Source organism: Thermodesulfobacteriota bacterium (assembly GCA_040755095.1).
GTDB lineage: Bacteria > Desulfobacterota > Desulfobulbia > Desulfobulbales > JBFMBH01 > JBFMBH01.
Genome location: JBFMBH010000025.1, coordinates 25,783 through 38,102, shown reverse-complemented (window position 1 = coordinate 38,102; position 12,320 = coordinate 25,783). Strand labels below are relative to the sequence as shown.

The 12,320-nt window shown below is 67.4% G+C and carries 12 protein-coding genes; 6 read left to right on the top strand and 6 right to left on the bottom strand.

What is annotated here, in order from left to right; genetic code table 11:
- A partial coding sequence (locus tag AB1634_06045; protein MEW6219083.1) for an integrin alpha occupies nucleotides 1–1,562 on the bottom strand: 1,562 nt, incomplete at its 3' end.
- 1,003 nt (nucleotides 1,563–2,565) lie between these two features.
- Between AB1634_06045 and AB1634_06040 the strand changes: the two genes are divergently transcribed.
- On the top strand, nucleotides 2,566–3,147 hold the full coding sequence (locus AB1634_06040; GenBank protein MEW6219082.1) for a hypothetical protein: 582 nt from the start codon (nucleotides 2,566–2,568) through the stop codon (nucleotides 3,145–3,147).
- Complete coding sequence (locus AB1634_06035) at nucleotides 3,144–4,601, top strand: hypothetical protein (GenBank protein ID MEW6219081.1); 1,458 nt, start codon at nucleotides 3,144–3,146, stop codon at nucleotides 4,599–4,601. Before AB1634_06040 ends, AB1634_06035 begins: the two co-directional genes overlap by 4 nt.
- A 158-nt stretch (nucleotides 4,602–4,759) precedes the next feature.
- Here AB1634_06035 and AB1634_06030 read toward each other — a convergent pair whose 3' ends face one another.
- On the bottom strand, nucleotides 4,760–6,325 hold the full coding sequence (locus tag AB1634_06030; GenBank protein ID MEW6219080.1) for an ATP-binding protein: 1,566 nt from the start codon (nucleotides 6,323–6,325) through the stop codon (nucleotides 4,760–4,762).
- Between the two features lie 341 nt (nucleotides 6,326–6,666).
- Between AB1634_06030 and cysK the strand changes: the two genes are divergently transcribed.
- From cysK to AB1634_06010, 4 genes are all read left to right on the top strand, one after another.
- Nucleotides 6,667–7,626: a cysteine synthase A gene (gene cysK, locus AB1634_06025; GenBank protein ID MEW6219079.1), complete on the top strand. Its 960-nt coding sequence runs from the start codon at nucleotides 6,667–6,669 to the stop codon at nucleotides 7,624–7,626.
- A 146-nt stretch (nucleotides 7,627–7,772) separates the two neighbouring features.
- Nucleotides 7,773–8,561: a nucleotidyl transferase AbiEii/AbiGii toxin family protein gene (locus AB1634_06020; protein MEW6219078.1), complete on the top strand. Its 789-nt coding sequence runs from the start codon at nucleotides 7,773–7,775 to the stop codon at nucleotides 8,559–8,561.
- Nucleotides 8,562–8,682: 121 nt separating this feature from the next.
- Entirely contained in the window at nucleotides 8,683–9,195 is a 513-nt protein-coding gene (locus AB1634_06015) for a hypothetical protein (protein MEW6219077.1), read from the top strand.
- 80 nt (nucleotides 9,196–9,275) lie between these two features.
- Nucleotides 9,276–9,608, top strand: a complete 333-nt coding sequence (locus AB1634_06010; GenBank protein MEW6219076.1) for a septum formation initiator family protein — start codon at nucleotides 9,276–9,278, stop codon at nucleotides 9,606–9,608.
- A 122-nt stretch (nucleotides 9,609–9,730) separates the two neighbouring features.
- On the opposite strand, the gene AB1634_06005 is transcribed toward AB1634_06010, so the two are convergent.
- The 4 genes from AB1634_06005 to AB1634_05990 form a co-directional block, all read right to left on the bottom strand.
- Nucleotides 9,731–9,943 carry a zinc ribbon domain-containing protein gene (locus AB1634_06005; protein ID MEW6219075.1) on the bottom strand — a complete coding sequence of 71 codons (213 nt, stop codon included), beginning with the start codon at nucleotides 9,941–9,943 and terminating at the stop codon, nucleotides 9,731–9,733.
- 96 nt (nucleotides 9,944–10,039) lie between these two features.
- Nucleotides 10,040–10,948: an ARMT1-like domain-containing protein gene (locus AB1634_06000; GenBank protein MEW6219074.1), complete on the bottom strand. Its 909-nt coding sequence runs from the start codon at nucleotides 10,946–10,948 to the stop codon at nucleotides 10,040–10,042.
- Nucleotides 10,945–11,709, bottom strand: coding sequence for an ATP-binding protein (locus AB1634_05995; protein MEW6219073.1), 765 nt, complete (start codon nucleotides 11,707–11,709; stop codon nucleotides 10,945–10,947). The genes AB1634_06000 and AB1634_05995 overlap by 4 nt, the downstream gene beginning before the upstream one ends.
- On the bottom strand, nucleotides 11,670–12,299 hold the full coding sequence (locus tag AB1634_05990) for a hypothetical protein (GenBank protein ID MEW6219072.1): 630 nt from the start codon (nucleotides 12,297–12,299) through the stop codon (nucleotides 11,670–11,672). Before AB1634_05990 ends, AB1634_05995 begins: the two co-directional genes overlap by 40 nt.
- Nucleotides 12,300–12,320: the final 21 nt, after the last annotated feature.

The window sequence follows — 12,320 nt, the reverse complement described above, 5'->3', positions numbered from 1 at the left end:
GGATTCGGTGCCAGGCCCATTGGCCCGCCCAGGTAGAGAAAGGCGCGTCCCTCGACGGTCTGACCATTGTCGAACCCGAAGGCCCCGACAATGACATCACTGTAGCCGTCGCCGTTCACGTCACCGGCCATGGCAACTGACGAACCGAGGCTCGCACCCACCTGATTCGACTCCGCTGTCCAGGCCGGGCTCGCCGCCAGGCCCGCGGACCCGCCCAGGTAGAGAAAGGCGCGTCCCTCGTCGGTCTGACCATTGTCGAACCCGAGGGCCCCGACAATGACATCACTGTAGCCGTCGCCGTTCACGTCACCGGCCGTGGCCACTGACCAACCGAGCTGGGCCCCAACCTGGTTCGACTCCGCTGTCCAGGCCGGACTCGCCGCCAGGCCCGCGGGCCCGCCCAGGTAGAGAAAGGCGCGTCCCTCGTCGGTCTGACCATTGTCGAACCCGAAGGCCCCGACAATGACATCACTGTAGCCGTCGCTGTTCACGTCACCGGCCATGGCAACTGACGAACCGAGGCTCGCACCCACCTGATTCGACTCCGCTGTCCAGGCCGGACTCGCCGCCAGGCCCGCGGGCCCGCCCAGGTAGAGAAAGGCGCGTCCCTCGTCGGTCTGACCACTGTCGAATCCGAGGGCCCCGACAATGACATCACTGAAGCCGTCGCCGTTCACGTCACCGGGCGTGGCCACTGACCAACCGAGCTGGGCCCCAATCTGGTTCGACTCCGCGGTCCAAGCCGGACTCGCCGCTAGGCCCGTTGGCCCGCCCACATAAAGATAGACGCGGCCCTCGTTGGTCTCGCCGCGGTCGAACTTGTGCGCCCCAACGATGACATCGCTGAAGCCGTCGCCGTTCACATCACCGGCCGTGGCCACTGAAATACCCAGTTCCGCACCTGTCTGGTTCGACTCCGCTGTCCAGGCCGGACTCGCCCCAAGCCCTGATGACCCTCCCAGAAAAAGACAGGCCCGGCCCTCATCGGTCTCGCCATTATCGAAGATGGGGACGCCAACGATGACATCACCGTAGCCGTCGCCGTTCACATCCCCGGCCGTGGCAACTGACCAACCCAGCTCCGCACCCGCCTGGTTCGATTCCGCCGTCCAAGCCGGGGACGTGGCAAGCGGGTCGACCACAATTGGGTATACTGCCTCTCCTGCCGCCACCACGATGTCCAGGTGGTTGTCCGCCAGCACAAAGTGGGTCGGCAGCTCGAGGCCGGTGGCATCCACGGTCCGCAGTCGGCCGAAGTCGAGCACGCGCACGCCCCCCGCGCTTAGCAGCTCGATGGACCCCGACGAGGCGTCGAGGGCCCCTCGGACGTCGCCTCCTAAGGTGAGCTGCAGGACCACATCCCGACCATCGGGTGGCGAGGGAGGCCTGTGCAGGGTGAAGCCCTGTTCCAGCCCTTCTTCGCTGTTCACATACCACTCGATAAGCTCCGGCCGCCGGTACTCGATGCGGTTGTTCGAGGCCGCGCGGGTCGCTGCACCTACGGGGTGTACTCCGTTCTCATTGCCGAGGCCTGTGAGTGTGAGCTCCCAGGTCCAGGTCAAAGCTTCCCCCGGGCTCCGCGGTGTGACCCGAATGCCGTGGTCGGTGAAGGAAGTTCTGAGGTTGTGGCCCCGGTTCGCCGCTTGCCACGAGGGCTCTGCGCTGGGAGACGCCTTCTCCCCTTGCCTGACAATATGGTACTCGGCCTGGCGGAGTCCTCGCTGCGCCTCCTGCCACCAATCTGGGTTCACCCCAGCGGGCAACGTCGTGGTAGCCGGTGACGAAACCTCCGGAGAAGCATCCCCGGCCGGCCTCAGCGAAGGCACTTGTGCCCAGGACCAGGGGGTGAGCAAGAGGACGGCCAAGAGGACGACAAATCTTGTTCCTGCGCCTGGTGCGTGAGATTTCTTTCTCATCAGTATCCCTCCGGCGTTGACGCCTGACGTGGGGGGGCGAGGGCAACAGGGCGACACTAGCCTAGGAGTCTGTCGGACTTAGGCCTTTTTTAGTGTTCCGCATACGATATAGGGTAGTCATCAAGATCGCACATACCATATATGGTATCGACATGACCGGTTTTGGCTCAAGTCCGACAGGCTCCTAGTTGATGCTCCCGTCCATTAACAGGCATGAACGGGGAACGTCAAATCAAGAAACGATTAATGAGCAGGTTGTGAGAGCGGGAGGAGCAGGTCACCTTCGCCTTTGACAATCGAGGGGCGTAAGATGATCCCGACACCGGGATCAGGGCTGCGCAGTGTTGATTGAACGGAATGTCAGGCCAGCCTTTCCTGTCCCGGGCAAAGAGGGCCTCGGGTGTTGGTGGAGGCCGTCGCGGTGCAACCCGACGGACGGCAATTCCTTGACAAGGGGGTGAGGCCAGGGCTATAACCTGCAGCCGGGTGAGTCTCATCCAAGCCTTCTTCCATTCTTCTTCACGTTCACGCCGTGGGACCTTTTCGCCGCATCGTTGGGGCCACCGCGGCCGGCTTCCTGATGGTCGGCCTTCTGTGGTGGCCGGCGAGGGGAGACCTCCGCCGGCGGCCGCTCAGCCGGCAGGCCCCGGTGTCCCAGCCGACTGCCGTCACCTGCGCCGCCTCTGGCCTGGTGCTGGAGCTTCTGGACCTGGACACGGGCCGGGGCTGGGAAACACGGGTCGAGGCTATGACACTGGCCAGCCGCCGTCTGGGGGGGCTGCGCCTCAACTTTCTGCGGGATCTCAGCCTCACGGGGGTCTCGGTGCGGGACCAGGGGCAGGAGCGGTCGCCGGCAGGGGATGAGGAGAGCAACTCCCCCCTGGCGGGCCTGGTCACCGGGGTGGAGCGGCTGGCGGCCCTGGCGCCAGGCGGGGGCGTCGAGCTCGTCCGGCTGCAGGTGGCGGTTGGGGACAGCTGGCAGCTGGCTGCCGGCCGGGCCCAGTGGCAGAGCCACCCCCGGGGCATCCGCCTGGCGGGTGCCGTGCACCTGACCGCCGGCGGCAGCCGGCTGGACACCGGCGAGGCCTTCATCGCCCTGCCGGCGCAGGTTCTGGTGCTGCGGCACGGCTTTGCCCTGACCCGGCAGGGCCAGCTGGAAACAGGGGAGCGGGCGATCTTTTCGCCCCATTTGGAACGGCTGAGAAAACTGGAACAGGGGAGGGATACGTGATGGAACGGTACGTGCGCTTGGGCCTGGTGCTGGCGGTTGTCCTTCTGTGCTGGCCGGCGGGATGGGCGGCCGCCGACCCGGCGGTCGAGGTGGCGGCCGGCCGCCAGGCCTTGCAGAACGGCGACCTGGCCGGCGCCGACGGCCATTTCCGGGCGGCGCTGGCCGAAAGCCCCAATCATCAGGCCGCCAACTTCTTCGCCACCCTGACCGGCATCGCCATGGCCACCCGGTCCCCGACCTTCAACAGCCTCCTGGACCGGCTCGGAGTCGATCCCCAGGGACGGGACCTCTTCAACTGGACCGCGGACCTGCCCAGGAATCACTTCGGGGACGTGGTGCTGCCGGGCAACGCACCCGGGAGCGGCGAGCTGATCCAGGGCTTCATCCAGGCCTTCTTTCCGCCCATTTCCGCCGGCCTCGGCCGCCTGGACCGCATCCAGCCCAGCTTCGTCCTGCAGCTGGCGGCCAACGAATGGCCCGGCATGGAGGCCGCCGAGGTGGACTACGGCGACGTCCTCATGCTCAGGGGCGCCTGTCTGGGAACCCTGGCCTGGGTCCTTTCGCCCGGCGCCTACAACCTGAATGTGGATATCGACAAGACCTTGAGCGACATCCAGCAGGAGATCAGCGTCACGCCCCGGAGCATCCTGCGGGACTATCCGAACCTCCTGAAGCTGCAGAGCCCCCAGTGGCTGAGCTACGGCCGGCTGCTGGCCTCGGCGGCCATCGACGCCTTTGTGGCCGCCTATCAGGCCATGGCCGCCGAGACCGACGACCAGAGCGACGACCTCATCGGTCTCGATCCTGGCACCGATGTGCAAGGGGTGATCGCCGGTGCCCGGGAATTCCAGATGGCGCTTTCCGGGCCCCAGCTCATCAACAACGATTTTGTCCTCGATCTGTCCCAGTTCTTCGTGGACCGGATCGCGAGCCTGCGGACTTTGCTGCCGGAGTTTACCGAGGAAGGGCCGCCGGTGGCCAACTCCTTCCCGGATCCCACCTTCTCCGGCATCCTGCCGCAGCTCACCCAATGGGATCTGGTGGACGCCTTTGACCTCATGCCGGAGATCGACATCTGGACCAACATGCAGTGCGGCCCGGGATGTACACTCACCATCCAGGCCTGGCTGGGCAACATGTCGTTCCGGGATCCGGTGGATCTGTATCTGGCCCTGGCCGTTCCTGGCATGCCCGGCGGCCAGGTGCTGTTCATCACCCGGAGCGGCGTCCAGCCGGGACGTCTGGACCAGCTGGCGAGCTGGCAGCCCTATGCGGCGGGCCTGCGGCTCCCCCTTGGTCTCGACCAGGCGGTGCCCCTCCTGGGACCCTTGCCTACCGCGGGGCTGCCCTCGGGCTGGTACCAGGTCTACGCCTTCTTCGCTCCCAGCGGCCATCCGGCCTTCATCCAGCGGGATCTGTGGAGCTTCATCAGCCAGACCGGCTTCTTCCGCTAGCCGCCGGCCACCGCCCCCGGGTTGGCCACCGGCCCGGGGGCGGCATCCCGTCTTCTTCCTGCCAGCCGGCGCCACCGGTCTTCAGTGGCGCCCCGTTGTCCCCGCATTCGCACGCTGCGCGTCCGTCCCCCGGCTGCATCCCGGACCAGAGCCGGCGGCTAGTCCTGCCCTGACAGGAGATCGAAGGCTGCGGTGACATGGAAGGTGCTGCCGGCCCCCGGCTCACTCTCCACCCAGATCTCGCCGCCGAAGAGCGTCACCAGCTGGCGGCAGATGGCAAGCCCCAGCCCGGTGCCGCCGTAGCTCCGGCTGATGCCTGGATCCGCCTGCCGGTAGCTGGTGAAGATCAGATGCTGGGCCTCGGCCGGGATGCCGATGCCGGTGTCCGCCACCTGGAAGTGGAGCACCGCCTTGCCGCGCTCCTGGCTCAGGCACTCCACGTGTACGGCCACATGGCCCTGGTGCGTGAACTTCACGGCGTTGCCGACCAGATTGAGCAGGACCTGGCGCAGACGGCCGCTGTCTCCCACCACCGAGGTGGGGAGGTCGTCCGCCAGCTGGCAGCGCAGATCAATGCCCTTCCTGTGCGCCATGGCGGCGAGGGTCTCGACACAGCCGGCCACGGTAGCTGCCAGGTCGAAGGGCTGCCGCTCCAGGGTCACCGCTCCCGCCTCGGCCTTGGAGAGGTCCAGGAGGTTGTCGATGATCTTCATCATCGCCTGGGCGGAATTCTGGACCACGCACAGGTAGCGGTGCTGCTCCGGGGTAAGCCTGGTCTCCAGGGCGAGCTGGCTGACGCCGAGGATGGCGGCCATGGGGGTGCGGATCTCGTGGCTGGCTGTGGCCAGGATCTGCCGCCACAGACTGGCGCCCTCGGGGCCGCTCGTGGCCTGGGCCGGGCTGTCCGTGGCCTGCTTGCGCCCGGTGACGTCCAGGCAATACTCCAGCACCCGCCTGGGGACCCCCCTCTCGTCCCGGATCGGGTACGCGTGCACCTCGACCAGGTATTCGTTGCCGCGGCTGTCCCGGTGCCGGTGCTCCACCGTGGCCGGCTGGCCGGTCCTCTTCACGATCGCCAGCGGGCAGGGGCCGTCCGGGCCGGAACAGGGCTGGTCGCTGCCGTGGGTGAGGCGGTAGCAGAGGGGATGACCGACCAGAGGGCCAAAGCCGGCACTGCTGTTGGCGTACAGCACGGTATAGGTCTCGATATCGATCACGTAGACCGGGTGGGTGATCGCCTCGAACAGGCCGGGGTCCGGGCCATTCTCCCCTGGACACGCCGCCGGCGGTATCCGGCGGACCACTCCGGCGCCACCGGCCGGCGGCAAGGCTCCCAGCACCCGCCGGATCTTGGCCTCCAGGTCCGTCAGCCGAAACGGCTTGCGCAAAACGTCGGCAGCTCCGGCCCGCAAGAGCTCCGAGGCACTCGTGGCCTCGTCCGGACGCGGGGTCAGGATGACCCTGGTGGCCCGGCAATGGACGTGGATATGCTGCAGCAGGGCCCGGCCGTCCATACCCGGCAGGCCGATGTCGCTGACCACCAGGGGGTAATGGCCTCGCTGCAGGCAGTCCATGGCCTCTGTCCCGTCCCGGGCGGTGTCGGCGCCATAGCCCAGCCGGCCGATCACCTCGGCCATGATGGCCAAAAGATGGCTGTCATCTCCTGCGAGCAGAATCCGCGCCGGCTGGTCGGCGGGCTGGGGCTCAAGATCAAGCCTGTTCATGTTGACTCCATACGGCGGGGGCGGTCGATCCGGTTCATTGGAGTGGGAGGCGCAGAGCGTGCCAAGATAGTGCCCCTCCCGGCCCGCCAGCAAGAGAACAACCCTTCGCCTGCAGCCCTGATCTGTGAAGGATGGCTCACATTCCTGTCCAGCCCGGCGCGGTGGGCAGCCCCCGGCGGCAGCCGGCTCTCCCCGGACGGGTCGGCACAGTCCGGGGCGCGGTGCCCGCAGGCTTTCTTGACAGGCCTTCCCTGAACGTATAGTTTGTCTATTATTTTTGTAGACTATGGTCCTTTCCAGGAAGACCCTTTGCGGCTTCACGGTCGTCAAGGAGGCACCACATGGCACGCATCTACGAGGACAACTCCCGCTCCATCGGCAACACCCCCCTCATCCGCCTGAACCGCGTCACCGCCGGGACCGGCGCCACGGTGCTGGCCAAGATCGAGGGCCGAAACCCGGCCTATTCCGTCAAATGCCGCATCGGTGCCAGCATGATCTGGGACGCCGAGGCCCGGGGTCTCCTCGGGCCGGGCCGGGAGATCGTGGAGCCGACCTCCGGCAACACCGGCATCGCCCTGGCCTATGTGGCCGCGGCGCGGGGCTACAGGCTGACGCTCACCATGCCGGAGACCATGAGCATCGAGCGGCGCCGGGTGCTGGCCGCCCTGGGTGCCAGCCTCATCCTGACGCCGGGGGCCGAGGGCATGAAGGGGGCGGTGGCTCGGGCCGAGGACCTGGCTGCCTCGGATCCCGGACGCTGGTTCCTGCCGCAGCAGTTCAAGAACCCGGCCAATCCCGCCATCCACGAAGAGACCACCGGCCCCGAGATCTGGAACGACACCGGCGGTGCGGTGGATGCGCTGGTGGCCGGCGTCGGCACCGGCGGCACCATCACCGGTGTCTCCCGCTACATCAAGAAGACCTGCGGCAAGGCCATCCTGTCGGTGGCGGTGGAGCCCAAGGAAAGCCCGGTCATCGCCCAGCAGCTGGCCGGCCAGGCCTTGCAGCCGGGTCCCCACAAGATCCAGGGCATCGGCGCCGGCTTCATCCCGGATACCTTGGACCTGACCATGGTGGACCGGGTGGAGCAGGTGGACAGCGCCGAGGCCATCGCCTTTACCCGCCGCCTCGCCCTGGAAGAGGGCATCCTGGCCGGCATCTCCAGCGGTGCCGCCGGCCTGGTGGCCGTACGCCTGGCCAGCCTGCCGGCGCTGGCCGGCAGGACCATCGTCGTGATCTTCCCGGATGCTGCCGAGCGCTATCTGTCCACCCCGCTGTTCGAAGGGGTGGGCGGGTAGCGGGAGGAGAGCCAGGCCGTAGCCGATGGAGTGCAGTGGTAGGCCGTTTGGGGATATCCGTTGACGTTATTTATCAAAAATGATACCTTCATGGTATGAAGATATGGCAGGCTTCATACATCCAACGGGCTGAAATCATTCAACTTGTGCTCATTGCCCACCTCTTTCGTCACCCGGCAAGCTCCGGCCTCTTTTTCCAGGGGGGAACGGCCCTTCGCTGGTGCTATGGCGGCAGCCGGTTTTCCGAGGACCTGGACTTCGAAAGCTGCCTGGCGGCGGATGAGGTCTGTGCCTTGCTGGCCAAGGCCGGATCAGCGATCCGACGCGATCTGGTGGCGCACCTGGGGCCCGGACGCCTGGAGCTGCAGACCGAGGGCATGGCCGGCCCCCTTGGCAAGGCCTGGGTCCGGTTTGCGCCGGCCAACTTCCGCGGCAAGATTGCCGTGAAGCTTGAGTTTCAACGGATCGTCGGTCCGCTGCGACCCGACACCCAGCCGATGATCATGGGCACCCTGCCGGCGGTGGCGCAGCGCCTGCAGGGCGGCAGCCTCAAGACCGATCCCCATGCCATCCTTCTGGCAGAGACCCTGCCGGAGATCATGGCTGGCAAGCTGCGCGCTCTTCTGGAGCGGCCGGCGTACAAGGGTCGAGATTTCTGGGACATCTGGTTTCTCGAGCAGACCTGTGGGGTCAAGGCCGATCCCGAGACTGTGGCACGCAAGATCAGGATGTACGATTTCACGCAGCGGCGCTCGGTCGCCGATGTTCTTCGGGATCTGGGTGCGCACGGCGACCTCACCCGGGCGCAGATTCTGGACGACCTGAAACGCTTCGTGCCCGCTGCCGTGGCCGACGCCCTGGAGTCGACCCATCTGCCGACCATGCTCGCGTCCGTCCACAGGGTGCTTGCCAGCCTCCCCGATGCCCTCTTCTAGAAAGCACCAGCGGAGACAAGATATCCTCGCCTTCCTGCCGCTGCTGTTCCGGTCAGCGGATGTCGGCAAACTGGCCCCATCGCCGCAGATCCTGCTCAATCGGGCTGTGAAGCGGGGGGATGTGGCGCGTCTGATCCGTGGCTGCTATGTCAATGTCTGGAAGGCCCGGATTGCTGGCCAGGAGCCGACGATTGAGCAGATCGCCTGTTTTCTGCGGCCACCGTCCTACATCTCCGCGGAGTGGGCCCTCAATGCCCACGGCCTTCTGGACCAGGCGCCCACGGTTTGCACGGTGGTGACCTTGGCCCCGTCGGTGGGCCGCCGGAACCGGGTCGTCCTCCCAGGCGCGGTCATCGAGTATTCCCGAATCAAGGAATCCCTGTTCTGGGGCTTTGAATCGGCCAACGGCGCCTTTCTCGCCCGGCCGGAGAAGGCGGTCCTGGACACCATTTACCTGCGCGGCCGGCTCCCGGTGGAGGACGAGATCAACTGGCAGGCGGTCAGTCTGCCGCGGCTGGGCAGAAGCGCGGCGCTCTATCCCCGTTCGGTGCGGGCCTACCTGCAGGCGCTGCTTGGCAAGGCTGGTAGCCCCGTGCTCCCCCATTGCAAGACGGCCACGACTCGCGTAGAGTGAGCTGGTCGTGTGGTGAAGCCGCACAACGAGGTGCAGGGGGCGGTCCAGGGGAAGCTCAGCGCGGGGCACAGGGGCGGTCCATGGTGTTGCACGGCAGGGCAGGGGGGCGGGGCAGGCTGGCCAGTGAGGACCGGCGGCTTGTCGCTGTCGGTACCGGCATCCTGATCCTGCTCCTGGGCTGGCTTCTGGCCGGACCTTACGGCCTGTGGCAGCTCTACGACGTCCATCGCCAGCGGGCCCAGGTGACGGCCCAGATTGAGGACAGCAGCCGGGCCGTCGCGGAGCTGTCCCAGGAGCTGGAGAAGCTGGAGAACGACCCGGCCTTCCTCGAGCAGATCGCCCGCAACCGGTTTGGGCTGGTGCGGCCCAACGAGGTGGTTTACGACTTCTCCAAGACCAGCCGGAAGAAGTAGCACGCTTTTTCGGCCCTGAAACGACCACGGCCCGATCCATCCGAAAGATGGGTCGGGCCGTGGTCGTTTCAGACAGGCCCTCCGGGGCAGACAGGCGGTCCGACCGGACCGCGCTTTCATCCTCACTTGAAGCCGCCGCGCGGGCTGCAGCCGCCTCCGCCGCTGCTGGTAAGGCTCGCCGCCGAGCCACTCCGGCAGCTGAAGGCGGAAAAGGTCTTGTCCGTCTCCTGGCTGCCGCAATACCGGCAGGTCTGCTGCTGGCTGCCGCTGCTCACGGTCACCAGACATTCGAAGATGCGGCCGCAGGCGCGGCAGCGGTACTCGTAGATCGGCATGGCTCAAACCCTCCTTGCCCTGGTTGCGGGGGGAGGCCAGACAGGGAGCCGTGTCCCTCCACGGCCGCGCCCAGCCTCGGCAAGCCCATAGAGTAATCACGCCGCCCCGGTCTTGTCCAGGGCCTGGCCCTGGTCCCAGTCCCACCGGGGATGAGCCAGCACCACCATATCCCCTTCCTCCGGAGCCAAGCCGGTGAGCTGGCCCAGGTGCTCGGCCACTACCGGGCACTTGACCGTGAACAGGAAGACCACCGGCGCCGGCACGTCGCTCAAGGTCTCGAAGTTGCCCTGGCCCTTGCTGATCACGAGCGGGGCCTGGGCAAAGATCTGCCGGAACGCCGGCCGGCAGCGGGCCAGCACCGTGCCCGGACAGTCGCAGCCCGAAGTGGTCAAAGCGGCCCGCCGGTGGAGGCCGCAGGCCAGGGCATCCTCCTTCAAGGCATCGTTGATCACCGGCACCGACCGCACGACGTAGGTGGACGGAGCCGGCAGCTCTTCCAGGAGCAGTCGATCGAAGGCCACTTCGCCGGCGTTGTCGCCCAGAAAGAGCACCCGATCCGCCGTGGTCAAGCCGTGGCGGAGGCGCTCGAGATGGTCCACCGCCAGGGGTCTGGCGAGGCAGCTGGCCAGAACCCGATCCAGCTTGAGGCTGTGGGGGGCACCGCAGTCGATGACATTGCCGGCGATGGCCAGGCGCACCGCGGCCGCCAGGCGGTCCCCCTGGACCGGCATCATCCTCTGCAGGCGGGGCAGGAGGTCCAGGGCCAAACGGTTGGCCGCCTTTTTCATCGTCCGGAAGGGATCCGGGTCGTGCAGGATGGCAGCCAGCAGGCGGTAAAGGCTGGCGGCGTTTTCCGGCGGACTGAGCTGTGGCTGCACCTGGGCCAGCCAGGCCTCAACCGCTGCCATCGCTGGCCGGGCAGCCTCCGGCGCCAGCCCGGCGCGATGGAGCACCCCTTCTGCCTGGCGCCGGAAGCAGGGCAGACAACGAGCGCTGGTTTTCACCGGGGGGCCAGCAGGTAATCCGGGCGGACGTTGGCCAGGCCAGCCAGGATGTTGGCTTTGAGGCGGGGGTTGTCCCGGGTCAGGCCGTCCAGGAGCAGGCGGATCCCGGCCCGCCGGCTGGTGGCGGCCAGCGGACACGGGTTGGCGACGGCGTCCAGGCTCAGCTCGCCAGCCGCGGCGGTGATGGCGGCCTTGTCCAGGAAGGCCAGGGGGCGGATGATGGCCAGCCGGCCGCCGAAGAGGTCCTGGCGGGGCACCATGGTGGAGAGGTTGCCGCTGTAGAAGAGATTGAGAAAGAAGGTCTCGATGAGGTCGCCGGCATGGTGGCCGAAGGCAATCTTGTTGCAGCCTTCCTGGCGGGCGATCTCGAACAGGCGGTTGCGGCGCCGGCGGGCGCAGTGGAAGCAGGCGGAGCGGGCCTCCTCGGCGGCGGCTCGCGCCCCGAAGTCGGTGTCGATGACCGAAAAGGGCACCCCTTGGCCAGCCAGCCGCTGGCGGACCGCCGGTCCGGTGGCCGGCTCGAAGCCCATGTCCAGGTGCACGGCGGCAAGGTGGTAGTCGATGGGGGCCTTGGCCCGCCAGGCGGCCAGCAGCCAGACCAGGAACAGGCTGTCCACCCCGCCGGATACCGCCACCAGCACCCGGTCGCCGTCGGCCAGCATCCGGTAGCGGTGCATGGCCTGGCCGACCCGCCGGCGCAATCCCTGCCAGAGCTTGCCGGTCACTGGCCCTCGGTGCCAGGGCTCCTCAGATACGGGCATTCCCGGAGCCGCTCTTCGATGCCCTCCCGGGCCAGCTCCTCCGCCGTCACCCAGCGCAGGCCTCGCTTGGACGAGAAAAAGGTCAGCAGGTTCTCCAGGGCCCCGGTCTGGGTTTCGGTGATCCGGGTCGACCAGAGGATCTGGCCGCTGGCCACTGCCATCAGCTCCAGCTCCAGATCCACCGACGCCGGTGCCTCAATGGCATACTCGCCGCCCTGCCGCTCGTCGAAGCGGTGCACCACGCCGGTGAGCACCGCCTCGGCCCCCACCTCCCGTCCAACCTGGAGGGCGGTGCGCCGCCGGTCCGCATACAGGCCGGTGCCAATGCTCTCCACCTGATCCGGGGACAGGACCCGCACCCCGGGCATCCGGACCGTGGCCTCGCGGACCAGCCGGTTCACCGTTTCGACACCGGTCGCCAGGCGGCGGGCCTGGTCGGCAGCCGGCTCCACCGGCAGCACCGCCAGATGCTCCACCGCCGCCACCGGCTGGCTGGGTGGCGGCGGCAGGGTCCCCTGACAGGCGGCGATCAGAAGGCTTGCGGCAACCAGAAGGATGGGCAGGCAGGGGCGCAACAGCTTGTCGTTCACGGCAGCGGCCTCGTGGGGAAA

Coding starts and splice junctions, on each gene's coding strand:
- AB1634_06030 (MEW6219080.1), bottom strand. CDS start 6,325: ATGAACAGGCTTGATCTTGAGCCCCAGCCCGCCGACCAGCCGGCGCGG.
- cysK (MEW6219079.1), top strand. CDS start 6,667: ATGGCACGCATCTACGAGGACAACTCCCGCTCCATCGGCAACACCCCC.
- AB1634_06010 (MEW6219076.1), top strand. CDS start 9,276: ATGGTGTTGCACGGCAGGGCAGGGGGGCGGGGCAGGCTGGCCAGTGAG.
- AB1634_06005 (MEW6219075.1), bottom strand. CDS start 9,943: ATGCCGATCTACGAGTACCGCTGCCGCGCCTGCGGCCGCATCTTCGAA.
- AB1634_05995 (MEW6219073.1), bottom strand. CDS start 11,709: ATGCCCGTATCTGAGGAGCCCTGGCACCGAGGGCCAGTGACCGGCAAG.